The organism is Achromobacter sp. UBA5777 (genome assembly GCF_002418565.1).
Taxonomy (GTDB): domain Bacteria; phylum Pseudomonadota; class Gammaproteobacteria; order Burkholderiales; family Burkholderiaceae_B; genus Achromobacter; species Achromobacter animicus.
The window spans coordinates 1-17,020 of record NZ_DIEJ01000151.1 but is presented as its reverse complement, the minus strand read 5'-3'; the positions used below and the strand labels follow the sequence as shown (position 1 = coordinate 17,020).

At 65.8% G+C, this 17,020-nt stretch carries 14 protein-coding genes; 4 read left to right on the top strand and 10 right to left on the bottom strand.

Annotation, left to right across the window (positions count from 1 at the left end; translation table 11 throughout):
- Window positions 1-41: 41 nt before the first annotated feature.
- Together B3446_RS11675 and B3446_RS11670 are read left to right on the top strand one after the other, a co-directional pair.
- Window positions 42-902 (top strand): NAD-dependent epimerase/dehydratase family protein, encoded by an 861-nt coding sequence (locus B3446_RS11675; protein WP_291381162.1) that lies wholly within the window; start codon window positions 42-44, stop codon window positions 900-902.
- Between the two features lie 210 nt (window positions 903-1,112).
- Entirely contained in the window at window positions 1,113-1,457 is a 345-nt protein-coding gene (locus tag B3446_RS11670; protein ID WP_175122926.1) for an antibiotic biosynthesis monooxygenase family protein, read from the top strand.
- 38 nt (window positions 1,458-1,495) lie between these two features.
- Here the strand turns inward: B3446_RS11670 and ltaE are convergent, their stop codons facing one another.
- From ltaE to B3446_RS11640, 6 genes are all read right to left on the bottom strand, one after another.
- Window positions 1,496-2,506, bottom strand: a complete 1,011-nt coding sequence (gene ltaE / locus B3446_RS11665) for a low-specificity L-threonine aldolase (protein WP_291381159.1) — start codon at window positions 2,504-2,506, stop codon at window positions 1,496-1,498.
- A gap of 42 nt (window positions 2,507-2,548) precedes the next feature.
- Entirely contained in the window at window positions 2,549-3,397 is an 849-nt protein-coding gene (locus B3446_RS11660; RefSeq protein ID WP_291381191.1) for a DMT family transporter, read from the bottom strand.
- Window positions 3,398-3,564: 167 nt separating this feature from the next.
- Entirely contained in the window at window positions 3,565-5,544 is a 1,980-nt protein-coding gene (acs, locus tag B3446_RS11655; protein WP_175122928.1) for an acetate--CoA ligase, read from the bottom strand.
- Window positions 5,545-5,871: 327 nt separating this feature from the next.
- The gene (locus B3446_RS11650; protein WP_191576733.1) at window positions 5,872-7,212 is read right to left on the bottom strand and encodes an MFS transporter; all 1,341 of its coding nucleotides are present in this window, start codon (window positions 7,210-7,212) and stop codon (window positions 5,872-5,874) included.
- Complete coding sequence (locus B3446_RS11645; protein ID WP_056567970.1) at window positions 7,209-7,616, bottom strand: heme-binding protein; 408 nt, start codon at window positions 7,614-7,616, stop codon at window positions 7,209-7,211. The genes B3446_RS11650 and B3446_RS11645 overlap by 4 nt, the downstream gene beginning before the upstream one ends.
- Window positions 7,613-9,541 (bottom strand): propionate--CoA ligase, encoded by a 1,929-nt coding sequence (locus B3446_RS11640; protein ID WP_224776775.1) that lies wholly within the window; start codon window positions 9,539-9,541, stop codon window positions 7,613-7,615. The genes B3446_RS11645 and B3446_RS11640 overlap by 4 nt, the downstream gene beginning before the upstream one ends.
- Before the next feature lie 247 nt (window positions 9,542-9,788).
- Here B3446_RS11640 and B3446_RS11635 point away from each other — a divergent pair, with 247 nt between their 5' ends.
- A complete protein-coding gene (locus B3446_RS11635) occupies window positions 9,789-10,448 on the top strand; it encodes a C40 family peptidase (RefSeq protein ID WP_291381155.1) in 660 nt (219 codons plus the stop codon).
- A gap of 189 nt (window positions 10,449-10,637) precedes the next feature.
- Here B3446_RS11635 and B3446_RS11630 read toward each other — a convergent pair whose 3' ends face one another.
- The 3 genes from B3446_RS11630 to B3446_RS11620 all read right to left on the bottom strand — a co-directional run bounded on the left by B3446_RS11630 (window position 10,638) and on the right by B3446_RS11620 (window position 13,710).
- Window positions 10,638-10,961 carry a DUF2325 domain-containing protein gene (locus tag B3446_RS11630; RefSeq protein ID WP_035212827.1) on the bottom strand — a complete coding sequence of 108 codons (324 nt, stop codon included), beginning with the start codon at window positions 10,959-10,961 and terminating at the stop codon, window positions 10,638-10,640.
- Between the two features lie 212 nt (window positions 10,962-11,173).
- Window positions 11,174-12,118 (bottom strand): CysB family HTH-type transcriptional regulator, encoded by a 945-nt coding sequence (locus tag B3446_RS11625; RefSeq protein WP_008161940.1) that lies wholly within the window; start codon window positions 12,116-12,118, stop codon window positions 11,174-11,176.
- 95 nt (window positions 12,119-12,213) lie between these two features.
- Window positions 12,214-13,710 carry a CoA-acylating methylmalonate-semialdehyde dehydrogenase gene (locus B3446_RS11620; RefSeq protein ID WP_291381146.1) on the bottom strand — a complete coding sequence of 499 codons (1,497 nt, stop codon included), beginning with the start codon at window positions 13,708-13,710 and terminating at the stop codon, window positions 12,214-12,216.
- Between the two features lie 115 nt (window positions 13,711-13,825).
- Here B3446_RS11620 and B3446_RS11615 point away from each other — a divergent pair, with 115 nt between their 5' ends.
- Entirely contained in the window at window positions 13,826-15,193 is a 1,368-nt protein-coding gene (locus tag B3446_RS11615) for a helix-turn-helix domain-containing protein (protein WP_033833498.1), read from the top strand.
- Window positions 15,194-15,554: 361 nt separating this feature from the next.
- Here B3446_RS11615 and B3446_RS11610 read toward each other — a convergent pair.
- Window positions 15,555-17,020: patatin-like phospholipase family protein (locus B3446_RS11610; protein WP_291381139.1), on the bottom strand; the 1,466-nt coding region annotated here is incomplete at its 5' end.

Below are 17,020 nucleotides of genomic sequence, written 5' to 3'. Positions count from 1 at the left end.
CCCGCGGGGCGCCTTTTTTTCCGACTGCCTGGAGCGACAACATGAGCGAACGCGTACTTCTGATCGGCTGCGGTGACCTGGGCCTGCGCGCGGCGCAGCGCTTTCTGGCGCGCGGCGACGAGGTCCATGCGCTGCGCCGCCATCCGCCCGCCGGCGATGCCAGCGGCGTGCAATGGCTGCAGGGCGATATCACGCGACCGGACACGCTTGCCTCGCTACCGCGAGGCGTCACGCGGCTTATCCACCTGCCCTCGCCCGGCGCGCGCGATCCGCAGGCATACCGCGGCGTGTTTGTGGATGGGCTGGCCAACGTGTTGCAAGCGATGGATCGATCCGCCTTGAAGCGCATCGTGTTCGTCTCGTCCAGCGCCGTGTACGGTGAACATCACGGCGGCTGGGTGGACGAAGACACGCCGCCCGCGCCGCAAGGTTTCAATGGGAAAGTGCTGCTCGAAGCCGAGGCCGCGCTCGCCGCACAGCCGGTTTCCTCGGCGGCGCTGCGGCTAGCGGGCCTGTACGGGCCGGGCCGAATGCAGCTCATCGAGCGCCTGCGCAGCGGCGCGGCAGGGGCGCCCGTGCAGCCCGAGCATTGGGCCAACCGCATCCACATCGACGACGCGGCCGCCGCGGTGGTGCACCTGGCCCTACTGCCAGAGGTTNNAGAGGTTGCGCCGGTGTACATCGGCTGCGACGACACGCCCCTGCCTTTGCACGTCCTGTATGCCGAACTGGCCCGGATGATCGGCGCCCCGGCGCCGCGCGAGGCGCCTGCGCCCGCCAACGTGGGCAGCAAGAAGCTCAGCAACGCGCGCCTGCGCGCCAGCGGCCTGTCGCTGCAATGGCCCGATTCGCGGCAGGGCTACGCGGCGTTGCTGGCCGAAGGCGACGCGGCGCAGGCATAGTTCGGCTCACACCGAATCGTTGTCTGCGGGGCCGGCGGATACTGGCGGCCGAATCCACCATCGGTCACCGCCAACCCGCCATGCCGCCCACCCTCGCCGGATCCCATGCCGCGGCGGCGCGGACCCCGCCGCGCTGGGCACGCGATTCCACTATCGCCCGCTCCCCAACGCGCGCGTGCCCTAGTTTGATTGTCAAGAGGACAGCAACCCATGATTGCCGTGATATTCGAAGTCGAGCCCGCCCATGGCGACCCCGCCCCCTATCTGGAGATTGCGGCCGGCCTGATCGACGAGCTGCGCACCATCGACGGATTCATCTCCGTCGAACGCTTTCAAAGCCTGTCCACGCCCGGCAAGCTGCTGTCGCTGTCATTCTGGCGCGACGAGGCCGCGGTGCTGCGCTGGCGTTCCCTGGAATCGCACCGCCGCGCGCAAGAGGCCGGGCGCGGCGGCGTGTTCCAGAACTACCGTCTGCGAGTGGCCCAGGTGCTGCGCGACTACGGCATGCAGGAGCGCGACGAGGCGCCCTCCGACAGCCGCGCGCGCCACGGCTGAACTCGCGGCGACGGCGCGATTGCGATCGCCGAGGCGGCTCAACGCAACAACCGCCCCACCGCCTCGACCACGCGCCGCACGTCGTCGGCCGACACGTTCAGATGCGTGACCAGACGCGTCGGACCGCCATAGACGGCGCGCATCAGGATGTCTTCCTTGCCCAACGCCGCCGTCAGCGCATCGCAGCGCGACGGCTCGAATTCCACGAACACCATGTTGGTGTCCTGGCTCAGCACCTTGACGCCGGCAATGCCCCGCAGGCCTTCGGCCAACAGGCGCGCGTTCTCGTGGTCCTGCGCCAGCCGCTCCACGTTGTGCTCCAGCGCGTACAGGCACGCGGCCGCCAACACGCCGGACTGGCGCAGCCCGCCGCCCAGCATCTTGCGCCACCGATGCGCGCGGGCGATCAATGCTTCGCTGCCGACCAGCACCGACCCCACGGGCGCGCCCAAGCCCTTTGAAAAGCAGATGGACACCGAGTCGAATGGCCGGCAAAGCTCGGCCACGGGTTTGCCGCTCGCGACGGCCGCGTTGAACACGCGCGCGCCGTCCAGGTGCGCGGCAAGACCCTGCTCGCGCGCCCAGGACGTCGCGGCCTGGATGTACGCGGCCGGAATCAGCTTGCCGTGGAAGGTGTTTTCGAGCGCCAGCAGGCGCGTGCGCGCGAAGTGCGGATCGCCCTTGGGCTTGAGCGCCGCAGCAAGTTTTTCCAGCGGCAACGATCCATCCGGCGCGTGTTCGATGGGCTGGGGCTGGATGCTGCCCAGCACCGCTGCGCCGCCGCCCTCGTACTTGTAGGTGTGCGCAAGCTGACCGACAAGGTACTCGTCGCCGCGGTCGCAATGCGCCATGAGCGCGGCCAGGTTGCTTTGCGTGCCCGACGGGAAAAACAGGCCGGCAGCCTTGCCGGTGCGCTCGGCCAACGTCTTTTGCAGGCGGATCACGGTGGGATCGTCGCCCATCACGTCATCGCCCAGCGGGGCATTGGCCATCGCCTGCAGCATGGCCGCATCGGGACGGGTGACGGTATCGCTACGCAGATCAATCATGAAAGTTTCCAGGGGATTGGAGAGGACAGGAATTCGATAAGGTCATTCGGCGCGCGCGGCTGGCGCGGCACGGCTCACCACAAAGATGCCAGCCAGGATCAGCACCATCCCGCCCATCTCGAAGGGCGTGGGACGCTCGGACAGGATGGCCCATGCCAACAGCATGGCCACCACGGGCACGCCCAGGCTCGACAGTCCCGCGATCGACGCGGGCACCCGGCGCACGACCTGCAGCCACAGCAGCCAGCCCGCTGCGGTGGCGATCAGCACAATGTAGGTCATGCCGGTCCAGAGCGGCCAGCCCCATTGGGCGGTCATCTGCGGCACCAGATAGGCGACGGGCACCATGACCAGGCCGCCGAACAGCATCTGCCACGCGGTGAACGTCATCACGTCCGGCGCATGGCGGTCGAACATGCGCTTGGACAGCACCGTGCCCACGCCCCAGCACAGGCCGCTGCCCAGGCCCAGCAACACGGGGCGGATGTCGCCCAGCCCGTTCCAGGGTTCGACGAAACAGATCAGGCCGACAGCCGCCAGCGCGATGCCGGCCGCGTGCCGGGCCGTGGGCCGCTCGCCCAGCAACCACCACGCAAACAGCACGACCCAGAACGGCATGGTGTAGGCCATGAGGGACACCTTGCCCACGCCCCCGTCCACCAGCGCGGTCTGTACGAAGCCCTGAAAGCCCGCCGTCTGGGTCAGGCCGATCAAGAGGGTCAGTTTCCAGGGCGGCATCGCCAGCGGCCGGCGCGTGGCAATCACCAGTGCGAAAAGCACCAGGCTGCCCGTCACGTAGCGCAGGGCCACGAAGTCGAACGGGCCGATGTAGGGCACGATCAGCTTCATCGCGATCCAGCTTCCTGCCCAGACCAGGATGGTGCTGAACATCAGGGCAAGCCCTGCGCGATCGAAACTGCTGCTCACGGGTGCGGCTCCATGCGAAGAAATTTGGCAATCCAGGAATGACGACGCCCGTGCCGCTACAAGCCGGCACGGGCGTCGTCATTATGCGCCTGTCGCGCTGCAAATGGCCGGTGTAATCCGGCCGGTTGCATTTACAGCGGCTTGGCGAGCTGCTCCAGGATGGCGGGGTTTTCCAGCGTGGACACGTCCTGCGTCACTTCCTCGCCCTTGGCGACCACGCGCAGCAGGCGGCGCATGATCTTGCCCGAACGGGTCTTGGGCAGGTTGTCGCCAAAACGGATGTCCTTGGGCTTGGCGATGGGGCCGATCTCGCGGGCCACCCAGTCGCGCAACTGCTTGGCGATGGCCTGGGCCTCTTCGCCTTCCGGACGCGAGCGCTTGAGCACCACGAAGGCCACGACAGCCTCGCCGGTCGTGTCGTCGGGACGGCCCACGACGGCGGCCTCGGCCACCATTTCGTGCGCCACCAGCGCCGACTCGACTTCCATCGTGCCCAGGCGGTGACCCGAGACGTTCAGCACGTCGTCGATGCGGCCCATGATCCAGAAGTAGCCGTCGGCGTCGCGCTGCGCACCGTCACCCGCCAGGTAATAACCGCGCAGTTCAGACGGGAAGTAGCTCTTCTTGAAGCGTTCCGGGTCGCCCCAGATATTGCGGATCATGGCGGGCCACGGACGCTTGATGACCAGGAAACCGCCATTGCCTTTGTCCACGTCGCCACCGGTCTCGTCGACGATGGCGGCGGCAATGCCCGGCAGGGGCAGCGTGCACGAGCCCGGCTTGGTGGGCGTGGCGCCCGGCAGCGGCGTGATCATGTGCCCGCCGGTTTCGGTCTGCCACCAGGTATCCACGATGGGGCAGCGCTCGCGGCCGACGTTCTTGTGATACCACATCCAGGCTTCGGGATTGATGGGTTCGCCCACGGTGCCGATGATGCGCAGCGAGTCCAGATCGTAGTTCTTGGGATGCGCGTCGGGCGTGGCTTCAGACGCCTTGATCAGCGAGCGGATCGCGGTCGGCGCCGTATAGAAAGTGGTGACCTTGTGGCGCGCGATCATGTCCCAGAAGCGGCCGGCGTTGGGGAACGTGGGGACGCCTTCAAAGACGATCTGCGTCAGGCCCGCGGCAAGCGGGCCGTAGGTGATGTACGTGTGGCCCGTGACCCAGCCCACGTCGGCCGTGCACCAGTAGACGTCGTCCTTGCGAGCGTCGAAGGTCCACTTGACGGTCAGGAGCGCCCACAACAGGTAGCCGGCGGACGAATGCTGCACGCCCTTGGGCTTGCCCGTGGAACCGGAGGTGTACAGGATGAAGAGCGGGTGTTCGGCGTTGACCGGCACCGGTTCGCAGGTATCGGGCTGGCCGGCCTCGACGTCCTGCATCCAGAGATCGCGGCCTTCGTTCCACTGCACCTTGCCGCCCGTGCGGCGGTACACGACGACCTTGGTCACGGCTTCGCAACCGCCCATCGCGATGGCCTCTTCAACGGCGGGCTTGAGCGGAATGGTCTTGCCGCCGCGCACCTGTTCGTCGGCGGTGATGATGAGCGATGCGCCCACGTCGACGATGCGTTCCTGCAGGCTCTTGGCCGAGAAACCGCCGAACACCACCGAGTGCGTCACGCCCAGGCGCGCGCAGGCCTGCATGGCGACCACCGCTTCGATGGACATGGGCATGTAGATGATGGCGCGATCGCCCTTCTTGTAGCCCAGCGCCGCCAGCCCATTGGCGAAGCGGCACACGCGCGCCAGCAGTTCGCGATAGGTGACCTTATCGACCTTGCCATCGTCGGATTCGAAGATGATGGCGGTCTTGTCGGCGTTGCCGTTGGTCAGATGGACGTCCAGGCAGTTGGCCGAGACGTTCAGTTCACCGTCGCCGAACCAGCGGTAGAACGGGGCATCGGACTCGTCCAGCACCTGCGTGAAGGGCTTGGTCCACTGCAGATTGTCGCGGGCCTGTCCGGCCCAGAATCCGTCGAAGTCGTTCTCGACCTGCGCGCACAGCGCGTTGTAGGCGTCCATGCTGGAAATCGCGGCGCCCTGCGCGGCGCGCTCGGGCGGCGGAAACACGCGGTTTTCCACCAGTACGGACTCAATAGCGTTCGACATGATCTTGTCTCCAATCGGTGATTCTGTTGTTTATGCTGCTTTTTTATTACCCACCTGCAACCGTATCGCCGCGCTCTTACGGGCACCTTACGCAAAATGCGGGCCGGAGCCTGCAGATTGACGAGGCCCAAGGCGATGCGTCTGCGCCGGATCTGGGCAGGAAGACGCCACAAGGCGCCAACCGGGCAGCATGCACAAGCCAACGACGCGCCGCACTGCGACGCGCCAACAATGCCAAGCAATCAGCATGTGCCGCCGCATCGAGACGCGGCGGCACAAGGCAGTCCATAAGGATAGCAGCCGCTTCCCGCTTGGCGTATACCGCATTCAGGCGGCCTGCCGGGCGAGGCCGCGCTTCATGTCCACCCGCGACAACAGGACCAGTCCGCCGACGAAGAACAGCCCCGTGACGAGGATGGCCAGGCGATGATTGCCTTCCGTGGCCCACGTCACCAGCCCATACGTCAACGGGCCGATCACGGCGGCCAACTGCACGGAAAACGTCCATAGCGAATAGAACTCGGCCAGCCGGCCCGCCGGCGCCAGCGCGCCGGTCATGGCGCGGCCCGCGCTCTGCGTCGTGCCCATGCACAGGCCGGCCAGCACCGCCGCCACCCAGAACACCGGCGCGGTCACGGCGGCGTAAGCCGTCAGCACCATCACGATCCATCCGACCAGTGTGATGGCCAGCGCCGGCTTGTGGCCGATGCGGTCCTGCACGTAGCCGAACGAAAACGCCCCGGCCGCCGCGCCGATGTTCACGGTGAACACCAGCAGCATGATCTGCGGCGTGGTGAAACCCATGACTTCCGAGGCATACACCGCGGCCAGCGTGATCACGACCGAGATGCCGGCCTGGTAGCAGGCAATGCACATCAACAGGCGGCGAAATTCCGGAAAGTGCAGGCCCGTTTCGCGCCAGGCATAGGCCAGGCGCTTGAGCATGTGCAGCGCGGGCGGATTGCCCTGCTGCGGCTTGGCGCGCTCGCGCAGCATGAAGAACGACGGCAGCGCGGCCAGCGCAAATACAGAGGCCGTCACCACGATGACCCAGGGCACGAACTGCTCGGCGGTCTCGCCTCGCCCCTCGGCCAGCGTCACCACGACAAGCGACAACCCCAGCGTCAGCATGCCGCCGAAATAGCCAAAGCTCCATCCCCAACCCGAGACGCGGCCCAACGCCTGCGGCTTGGCCAGTTCAGGCAGGAACGCCGCGACCACGGATTCGCCGACGCAATAGCAGTAGTTGGACACGACGATGGCGGCCAGCGCCAGCCAGACGTCGCCCGGCCCCGCTTGCGTCAGGACCAGCGTGCCCGCCACGCAGCCGGCCGTGCTGGTGTAGAGCAGCCGCCGCTTGCTGGCCCGTGCATCGGCGCGAGCGCCCAGCGTGGGCATGGTCAGCATGATGACGAGGTACGACAGCGACAGCGCGGACGTCCACGCGAGCGTGGCCCATGTGGCGCGCGCAGCGACGACGCCGACGAAATAGGTGCTGAAAACCGCCGTGAGGATCACGGTGGTGTATCCGGAGTTCGCGAAGTCGTACATGGCCCATGCCCAGACTTCGCGCCGTTTCACGCCGGGGTTCAGCGGACCGCTGTCCGCCCCCCGGGTGTCCTGCGCGGAAACGCCAGCCGGCGTTTCCGGCGGCAGCGCCTGGCTCATAGGCCCAGCGCGGCGATGCCTGCTTGCGCGATCTGCACGTCTTCGGTCGACTTCACGCCCGATACGCCCACCGCGCCGACGACCTGGCCGTCAACGACGACCGGCACGCCGCCCTCGAGCATGCCTTCGATCAGCGGCGCCGACAGGAACGAGTAGCGGCCATTGTTGATCAGTTCTTCGTAGATGCGCGATTCGCGGCGGCCCAGCGCGGCCGTCTTGGCCTTGGCGGGCGCGATGTGCGACGAGATCGGCGCCGCATCGTCCAGGCGCAGCATGCCCAGCAGATGGCCGCCATCGTCGGTCACGGCGATGGTGACGGCCCATTTGTTCTGCAAGGCGTGTGCTTCGGCCGCGGCCAGGATCTTTTTGACGTCGTCGGCGCTCAGCACGGGTTTGGTTTTCATTGCAGTGACTCCTTGATCTGTTCGAGGGCGTTAGGGTCTTCCATGGTGGTCAGGTCGCCGGGATCGCGCGACTCGCATACCGCGACGATCGCGCGGCGCAGCACCTTGCCGGAACGGGTCTTGGGCAGGGCGCCCACGAACCGGATCCTGGCCGGCCTTGCCACCGCCCCAAGCTGTTCTTCCACCAGCCGCATGATATCCGCTTCCAGCGCCTTTGCCGCTTCCGGCGTGTCGGCGCCGGCCGGATTCTTCAGCACGGCAAACGCCATGGCGACCTGCCCCTTGAGGGGGTCGGACACGCCCACCACCGCGCATTCCGCGATGCCGTTGTGACTGTTGACCGATTCCTCGATCTCGCGCGTGCCCAACCGGTGGCCCGCCACGTTGATCACGTCGTCCGTGCGGCCCAGGATGAACCAGTAGCCGTCGGCGTCCACCCGCCCCCAGTCGAAGGTCGAATACACCTGCCGGCCAGGGATCGACGTGAAGTAGGTTTCGACGAAGCGCGCGTCGTCGCCCCAGATGGTGGACATGGCGCCGGGCGGCAGCGGCGGCACGATGGCGACCACGCCCTTCTCGTCAGGACCCAGGTCTTCGCCGGTGGACTCGCTGACGATGCGCGCGTCAAAACCATAGACCGGGAACGACGGGCTGCCGAACCGGGTGGCTACCTTTTCCACGCCCGGCTGCGCCGACAGGATCGGCCAGCCGGATTCCGTCTGCCAGTAGTTGTCGATGATGGGCTTGCCCAGGCCTTCCGAGATCCATTGCGCCGTCGGCTCGTCGAGCGGTTCACCGGCCAGATAGACGGCGCGCAGCGTGGACAGGTCGTGCCGTCGCAAGAGTTCGGGATCCTGGCGCTTGAGCACGCGCACCGCCGTCGGCGCCGAGAACAGCGTATTCACGCCGTACTGCTCGACCAGCTTCCACAGGATCGCGCCGTCCGGGCGCACGGGTGTTCCCTCGTACAGGATGGTCGATTGCCCGCCGATGAGCGGTCCGTAGACGATGTAGGAATGCCCGACCACCCAGCCGATGTCGCTGGTGCAGAAATAGGTGTCGCCGGGCTTTCCATCGAACAGGTATTCCATGGACGACGCCAGCGCCACGGCGTAGCCGCCGGTGTCGCGCTGCACACCCTTGGGACGGCCGGTGGTGCCGGAGGTGTAAAGGATGTAGCTTGGCTCGGAAGATTCGAGCCACTCGACGGGCACCCGCGCGCCGCGGTGGCGCTCGCGCAGGGTCGCGTAATCCAGGTCGCGTCCCGCTACAGGCTCGAACGGCGCCAGACCACGATCAAACACCACCACCGACGCGGGCGGCGACTTGGCCAGGCTCAAGGCGCGGTCCAGGAGCGGCTTATACGGCACGACCTTGCCGGCCCGTGAGCCGCCGTCCGTACACACCACCACCTTGGGCGCGGCATCGTCGATGCGCTGCGCGAGGTTCACGGACGCAAATCCGCCGAACACCACCGAATGCACTGCCCCGATGCGCGCGCAGGCCAGCATGGTGAACACGGCTTCCGGCACCATCGGCATATAGAGCAGCACCCGGTCGCCGCGTCCTACGCCCAACTCGCGCAGCATGGCGGCGGCCGCGTTCACTTCCTCGAAGACGTCCTGCCGCGTGTAGACCTGCTCGCGGTCCACCTCTGTGGACACCCAGATCAGCGCAGGCTTGTCCGCCTGTGTCGGCAGCCAGCGATCCACGGCGTTGTAGCAAAGATTGGTGTGCCCGCCCACGAACCACTTTGCGAAGGGCGGACGCGAGAAGTCCAGCACATTGTCAAAAGGCGTTTCCCAGTGGATGCGCGTGGCCTCTTCACGCCAGAAGGCGTCGCGGTCATTCACCGAGCGATAGTGGAAATCCCGGGTTCTTTGCATGTCTGTCTCCTGGTATTGTTCATAGGCCTTAAGGCTGATTGATTTTTTGTCTAATCATTTCGGTCATTCTGGTAGGCAAACCTTGCACGAGACTTGCCGCACGTCAAAAAATTCTTCCAGATGTCCACGCTGCATGGACATTTAGGGCCGATACGTAACGAACCGGCACTAAAAGTTTGGTAGAATCCCCGCGAAGTTGCACATAATTGTTGAATTTGCTGACATCTCGGCCCCAACCGCGGCTAATGCGCGGTTTTTGCTGTGTTCAGTGACTCATCCCAGGCGAATGCATCGACACTCCACACCCGCGCGATTCAATTCAACCACTGGCCTTGCAAAGCGCGGTCTGCGCATGCTTGCGTTGGTTGCATGCTTTGCGGGTCTGGCGGGTTGTGCAAGCACTAGCCAAAAGTCAACCGCCCATACGTCCGAGATCGATCCTTACGAAACGGAGTGGGTTGCCACCGCCGATGATCCCATCGGCATGCTGGTGGTCCAGAAATTCAAGCGTGACCGCCAGCGCACCCATTCGGGTGTCGGCACCGACAACGGCATGGTCAGCGAAGCCCTGAATCATCTGGGCATCCGCTACCGCTTCGGCGGCAGTTCCCCCGACACTGGCTTTGACTGCAGCGGCCTCGTCGCTTACTCGGCCGAACGTGGCCTGGGCCTCAAGCTCCCCCGCAACGCCGCCGAAATCGCCCAGCAAGGCGTTGCCGTCGCCAAGAACGAACTGCAGGCCGGCGACCTCGTCTTTTTCAACACCATGGGCCGCCGTTATTCCCACGTTGGCATCTACCTGGGCGACGACCGCTTCGTGCATTCCCCCAGCGCCGGCGGCGTGGTGCGTGTCGAAAAGATGACCATGGCCTACTGGTCCAAGCGCTACAACGGCGCCCGCCGCCTCGACAACACCCTGATGGCATCGGCTCGCGCGGCAAACTGACCGCCCTGCCCCGTCCTGACTCAAGGCAACATAGTCGCACGCAGGCCCCACCGCCGCCATCGTCCAAAATGCAAAACGCCGCCAGACTTTCGTCCGGCGGCGTTTTTGTTTGTTCTCTTCGCGGCGTTCAGTCCGCAGGCCGTATCGGCCTCCCCAGTTTGTCGTGGATGCGCGGCAAGACGCGTCCTATCAATGAACGGTACCGGCGCGCGGGCACAGGCCGCATTGCTGCAGCGCCTGCTGCATGCTGCACACGGAACGGCGACAAGCGACGACCCGGATGCCACCGCGCTGCGCGGCGTTGCGGAACGTCTTCATGACGTTGTGGCCAAGAAAATCGGTAAGCAGGATGACCAGTTGCGTGCCCGAGGGCAGTTGCAGGGTCTTCTTCTGATGTGAAGGATCGCGCCCGCTGATGTGGTGCGTGATCGAGATGTTGTGTCCTTTGAGCAGATCGGGAATATTGCCGAGGCGGTCGGCGCCCACTACCACTGCACTAAGTCCTGCCGTCATGATTTACCTCACTGGGTCGTTGAGCCTGGATGTAATGATAATGATTCCTATTTTTTCGTCAACCCAAATGAGATCGGTTCTTATTTAATTATTTTATGAGCTTAGGGAAAGGGATAGCCGTCTCACGCTTTCCACAGGGCATCGGGCAAAAAAAACGCGACGTCGTGAGGACGTCGCGTGTTGTCGAGGCAGGCGCCGGCAGCCGGCAAAGGCTATTTCGGCGCGCCCTGCACCGCATCGGTCACCACCGCCCGGGTCAGCGACGGCGCCAGCATTTCCAGGAAGGTGTAGACGTAATCGCGCAGGAACACGCCCGCCTTCACGCCCACGCGGGTCGTATGCGTGCCGAACAGGTGCCCCACCGGCAGGCCCACCAGATTGGAATCACGGCGCGGGTCATAGGCGACGCCCGCGATGATGCCGATGCCCAGGCCCACGTCCACATACGTCTTGATCACGTCGGCGTCGATGGCTTCAAGCACGATGTCCGGATGAATGCCCTGGTTGGCAAAGATCTCATCGATCGTGCTGCGGCCGGTGAAGGCGCGGTCGTAGGTGACGATGGGATATTCGGCCAGTTGCGCCAGCGACAGGCGCTTGGCGGCGCTGGAGGTCAGTTCGGCCAGCGGATGATCGGGCCGCACCACCACGGTGTGTTCCCACGCATAGACCGGCAGGGTAGCCAGGCCCGGCGTCAACGCCAGCGATTCGGTGGCCAGCGCCAGATCCGCCTGTTCATGCAGGACCATTTCGGCCAGTTGGGCGGGGCTGCCCTCGGCCAGCGACAGGTGAACCTTTGGGAATTGCTTGCGGAAAGCGGGAATCACGCGAGGCAGCAGATAACGCGCCTGCGTGTGGGTGCAGGCAATGACCAGGCCGCCTTCATCGCGGCGCGCGAATTCGTCGCTGACTTTCTTCAGGTTGTCGACTTCGCGCATGATGCGGTCGATCACCTGCGACACGGCAAGACCCGGCTTGGTCAGCCCCTTGATGCGCTTGCCGTGGCGTTCGAAGATCTTGATTCCCAGCTCGTCCTCGAACTCGATGATGGCCTTGGAAACGCCGGGCTGCGACGTGTAGAGCATCCGGGCGGCTTCGGTCAGGTTGAAGTCGCGCCGGATGGTTTCACGCACGAAACGAAATTGCTGGAGGTTCATTAATTGGCCCCTGATAGACGGGCCAATTATAAGTAATAAGAACGCCTTTCTATATGAATTATTCGTATAAGCTTAGGAGCAAGGCGTCCCCTCTTTTAGCGCATCGAGATCGTGGCGTTGACGGTCTTGGCGTGCGCCGACCAGCGTGCGGTGACCGTCTTGGTCTGTGTCCAGAACTGCACCGCCTGCTTGCCGTTCGGGCCCAGGTCGCCCAGCTTGGAACCGCGCGAACCCGTGAAGCTGAACCACGCCACCGGCACCGGAATCGGCACGTTGATGCCGACCTGGCCGACGTCGATGTCTTCCTGGAACTTGCGCGCGGCCGCGCCGGACTGGGTGAACAGTGCGGTGCCGTTGCCGTTCGGGTTGCTGTTGACCATCGCGATGGCGTCTTCCAACGTTTCCGCTTCGAGGATGACCAGTACCGGCCCGAAGATTTCTTCCTGGTAGATGCGCATGTCGGTGGTGACACCGGCAAAGATGGTCGGGCCGACGAAGTTGCCCTTCTCGAAACCATCGACCTGCGGCTTGCGGCCGTCGAGTACCAGCTTGGCGCCCTGCTCCACGCCCGAGGCGATCAGGCCTTCCACGCGCTCACGGGCGCTGCAGGAAATGACCGGGCCGACGTCGGTGCCGGACACGGTGCCGGCGCTGACCTTCAACGTCTTGGCCTTTTCGACCAGGTCCTGCACCCAGTTGCGCGCCTCACCGACCAGCACCAGGGTGGAGGCGGCCATGCAGCGCTGGCCCGCGGCACCGAAGGCGGCACCGACCATCGCGTTGAGGGTCTGTTCCTTGTTGGCGTCCGGCAGCACCACGGCGTGGTTCTTGGCGCCCATCATGCACTGCACGCGCTTGCCGGCCAGCGAGGCGCGGTTGTAGACGTGGGTACCGACGCGGGTGGAGCCGACGAACGACACGGCCTTGATGTCCGGGTGGTCGCAGATCGCGTTGACCACTTCCTCGCCGCCGTGGACGACGTTCAGCACGCCCTTCGGAATGCCGGCTTCCAAGGCAAGCTCGACCAGGCGCATGGTGACCATCGGGTCCTGCTCGGACGGCTTGAGGATGAAGGTGTTGCCCGTTGCAATCGCCATCGGGAACATCCACAGCGGGATCATCGCCGGGAAGTTGAACGGGGTGATGCCAGCGCACACGCCCAGCGGCTGCATGATCGTGTAGGTGTCCACGCCATTGGCCACGTTGTTGGCCAGCTCGCCCAGCTGCAGGTTGCCGATGGCGGCGGCGTGCTCGACCACTTCCAGGCCACGGAACACATCGCCTTCGGCGTCTGGCAGGGTCTTGCCCTGTTCGGCGGTGAGGATGTGGGCCAGCTCGCTCATGTTCTCGCGGATCAGCTGCTGGTACTTCAGGAAGATGCGCGCGCGGGTACCGATCGGGGTCTTGCGCCAGGTCTTGAAGGCTTCCTTGGCGGCGGCGACGGCGGCGTCCACTTCGCCGGTGGTGGCGAACGGCACTTTGGCCAGCACGTCCTGGGTGGCCGGATTGATCACGTCCTGCCAGTGGGAGGTGGCCGATTCAACGAACTGGCCATCGATCAGCATGCGGATACGGGGCGCTGCAACAGTCATGACGACAATCCCACGGGGTGCGAAAGATGCTTGGCATTATTCACATCACCCGTCTCGATTTCCGGGCTGAATCCGCTTAATCTGGCCAACACGCCAGACGATTCATGTTAATTCTGTGAATTATTCAGCCACCCAGCGGCAGCTTGGCCTGCGCTTGCTACGGCTGCGCGAGCAACGCGGCTACAGCCAGGTGGACCTGGCCCGCGCCTTGGGCCTGTCGGCCAGTTACCTGAACCAGATCGAGCGCAACAAACGCCCACTCACCCCGGCCGTGCAGAAGAAGCTGGGCGAGGTATTGGGCGATGTTTCCTCACTGTTCGACGAAGATGAGCCCGCTGCCCTGCAGGAAGCCCTGGGCGAGACCCTGCGCGACCTCGGCTTGGCCGAAGTCAGCGCGACCGAGCTGCGCGCCCTGGCCGGCAACCTGCCGCAGGTCAGCCGCGCACTGCTGGACCTGCACCGCCGCCACCTGGCGCTGCGCGAGCATGCCGCCGCGCTGGAGTTCCAGCTGGGCGAGCCCGGTGCCGGCAGCACCCTGCCCGCCGGTGACCAGGTGCGCGAGTTCTTCAACCGCATGCACAACCACATCCCCGAACTGGACGAGCTGGCCGAGCAGCTGTTCGCCGAATGGGGGCTGTCGCCCGGGCATGTGGCACCGCGGCTGCGCCAGCTGCTGGCCGACCGCCATGGCGTGCTGGTGGAAGTGGCCGCACTGCAGGCCGGGCGCGAGAAACGGCAATACGATGCCGATGCGCGGCGGCTGTGGCTGCCCGATTACCTGGAGCCCGGCCAGCAGGCGTTCCAGATGGCGGCCGAGCTGGCCCTTCACGGCTACCTGCCGCAGATCGATGCGGTAGTGGCGCGCGCTGGCTTTACCGATGAGGCACGCATCGCGCAGGCGCGGATTGGCTTGTCGAATTACTTCGCCGGTGCGTTGGTGATGCCGTACATGCGTTTCCTGCGTGCGGCCGAGACCAGCAGTTACGACATCGAGCTGCTGGCGCACCAGTTCGGCGTGGGCTTCGAAGCGGTCTGCCATCGGCTGAGCACGCTGGCACGGCGCAGTGCGCCCGGGCTGCCGTTCTTCTTCATCCGCGTGGACCGTGCCGGCAACGTGTCCAAACGCCATTCGGCCACCGATTTCCACTTCTCGCAGGTGGGAGGGTCGTGCCCGCTGTGGATCGTCTACGAGGCGTTCAACCAGCCCGGGCGCATCCTCACCCAGACCGCGCGCATGCCCGATGGCCGCCGTCATTTCTGGCTGGCGCGGCAGGTCAGCAGCGGGCCGGTGGGCCATGGCCAGCCACGCAAGACGTTCGCGGTGGCGTTGGGCTGCGACCTGCAGCATGCCGAACGCCTGGTGTATTCGCTGGGGCTGGATGTACAGAGCCCGGGGAACTCGGTGTCGATCGGGCCGGGTTGCCGGGTGTGCCCGCGCGAGGACTGCATGCAGCGCGCGTTCGCGCAGTTGCCGGGGCGGTAGGGGGTTCTGCAGGGCTGCGCCCTGCACCTGCGGTAGTGCCGGCCGCTGGCCGGCAACCTCAAAAGCAACAGCGGGCTTTCCGTGGGATGGCGGGGTGGTGTCGGATTGCGGGGACGCCGTGAACCCGTCCCTGAAGTGACCCCCGGCATCCATGCCGCGGACACCCCGCAATCCGACACCAGCCCGCCTTCGACAGTTTCCTCCTGGTGCTGGAACCTGATGCTGATGCTGATGGTGATGCTGATGCTGATGGTGGGTGCCGACCGTNNGGGGGGGGGGGGGGAGGGGGCCCCCCCCCACGGTCGGCACGCTCTGGCCCTGCGCGAAATGCATCCACGCATGGCGTGGATCTACTACCGGCTCAGTAGATCGGCGTCACCTTCATCTGCGGCAGCGGACGCGGTGCGCCGTCGGTAAGGTCCGGGCCGAGGTCTTCCCAGGTACGTCCCTGCTCGACCATCAACCCCCACAGCTGCTGCGAGGCCGCCCGCTTGTCTTCCGAGCCCAGCTTGTACGACGGCGGTGCCGGTTCCCCGCGGGCAACCATCGCGTACGCCGCGCGGTAGGCCAGTACCTGCTGCGCCGGATCATCGGTGCGTGCCACTTCCAGCGTGTAGCGCTGGTAGGCCGAGGCCAGGTTGCGCCAGCGGATCCAGTAGTGGTTCTCGAACGAGAACGAACAGAAGCGCGCACCGGCCAGGCTGCCCTTGTCGGCGATGCGGGTCAGCACCTCCTGCGGCATGTCCAGGTTCATGCCGCCTTCGTCGCCCTGCAGGCTGACGTGCACGATGCGGTCGCGGTAGCCCGGCGCGCGCGCCTGCAGCAGATCGCGCCAGTTCTGCATGGTCGCCACCACCGCGAACAGGAAGCGGCCCAGCTCGGCGGCCGCCAGCGGTGTGGCGATCGACTGGTAGGTGCGCTGCCAGCCGTGTCGGTTCTCGGTGGGCAGGAACACCGCGTGCTCCAGCGACTGACGGCCACTGCTGCCGTGGTTCACCTCTTCGGCGTGCTGCGGGTAGACCAGATTGATGGCGAAGGTCGGCCAGCGCGGCAACGCGGCATCGAACAGATGGATCGGGAAATTGCTGCTGATGCCACCATCGGAGAACCAGCAGATGCGGAAGGCGGTGATCACCGGGCCGCAAGCCTGCCCGGCGCTGGTCAGCCCTTCCATGCTGTCGGCCACGTTGTGCTCGGGGTCGGCCGCCGGCGTGGTCGGCTCGCAGCGTCGTTCGCGGCGTGAGGGTTCATGCAGCGGCACCGCGCTGATCAGCAGCGGGAAGCTCAGGCTCATGCGCGTGGCCACCAGCACCGGCAGCTTCGGGCCCGGCGGCAGGTGGTAGTACTGCCGCCCTTCCACCTCCAGCGGCGGGCCGGCCTGCGTCACCAGCCACTGCACCACGCTGGCCGGGAACAGCTGCTCGAATTCCTCGCGCAGGAACCAGAACTGCGCGCCGCCCAGCGGCAGCGTGCGCGGCTCGTTGTGCGACACGCAGGTGGTGATCATCTGCAGGCTGATCGCATGCGGGCTGTCCGGCTCGCCGGCATAGCGCGGCGCATCGTGCAGGTCGGCGAAGGTGAGCGGTGCATCCAGCGGCTTGCCGGACAACTGCTGCAGGCATTCGTGCAGCCACTCGGTCAGTGCCGGCGTGCGTGCATCGCGGCCGAGGCCGCTGCACAGGCCCAGCAGATTGCGTCGCGCCACGCGTGCCACACGAAGCGCGGCACCGGCCACACCCGCACCGTACGCGCACAGCAGCGACGGCAGCAGCGTGGCCCCCACCCCGCTCCACCCACCGCACCACCAGCCCACGCCGAGCAGCAGCG

Coding starts and splice junctions, on each gene's coding strand:
- B3446_RS11670 (WP_175122926.1), top strand. CDS start 1,113: ATGATTGCCGTGATATTCGAAGTCGAGCCCGCCCATGGCGACCCCGCC.
- ltaE (WP_291381159.1), bottom strand. CDS start 2,506: ATGATTGATCTGCGTAGCGATACCGTCACCCGTCCCGATGCGGCCATG.
- B3446_RS11660 (WP_291381191.1), bottom strand. CDS start 3,397: ATGTTCAGCACCATCCTGGTCTGGGCAGGAAGCTGGATCGCGATGAAG.
- acs (WP_175122928.1), bottom strand. CDS start 5,544: ATGTCGAACGCTATTGAGTCCGTACTGGTGGAAAACCGCGTGTTTCCG.
- B3446_RS11650 (WP_191576733.1), bottom strand. CDS start 7,212: ATGAGCCAGGCGCTGCCGCCGGAAACGCCGGCTGGCGTTTCCGCGCAG.
- B3446_RS11645 (WP_056567970.1), bottom strand. CDS start 7,616: ATGAAAACCAAACCCGTGCTGAGCGCCGACGACGTCAAAAAGATCCTG.
- B3446_RS11635 (WP_291381155.1), top strand. CDS start 9,789: ATGCATCGACACTCCACACCCGCGCGATTCAATTCAACCACTGGCCTT.
- B3446_RS11630 (WP_035212827.1), bottom strand. CDS start 10,961: ATGACGGCAGGACTTAGTGCAGTGGTAGTGGGCGCCGACCGCCTCGGC.
- B3446_RS11625 (WP_008161940.1), bottom strand. CDS start 12,118: ATGAACCTCCAGCAATTTCGTTTCGTGCGTGAAACCATCCGGCGCGAC.
- B3446_RS11620 (WP_291381146.1), bottom strand. CDS start 13,710: ATGACTGTTGCAGCGCCCCGTATCCGCATGCTGATCGATGGCCAGTTC.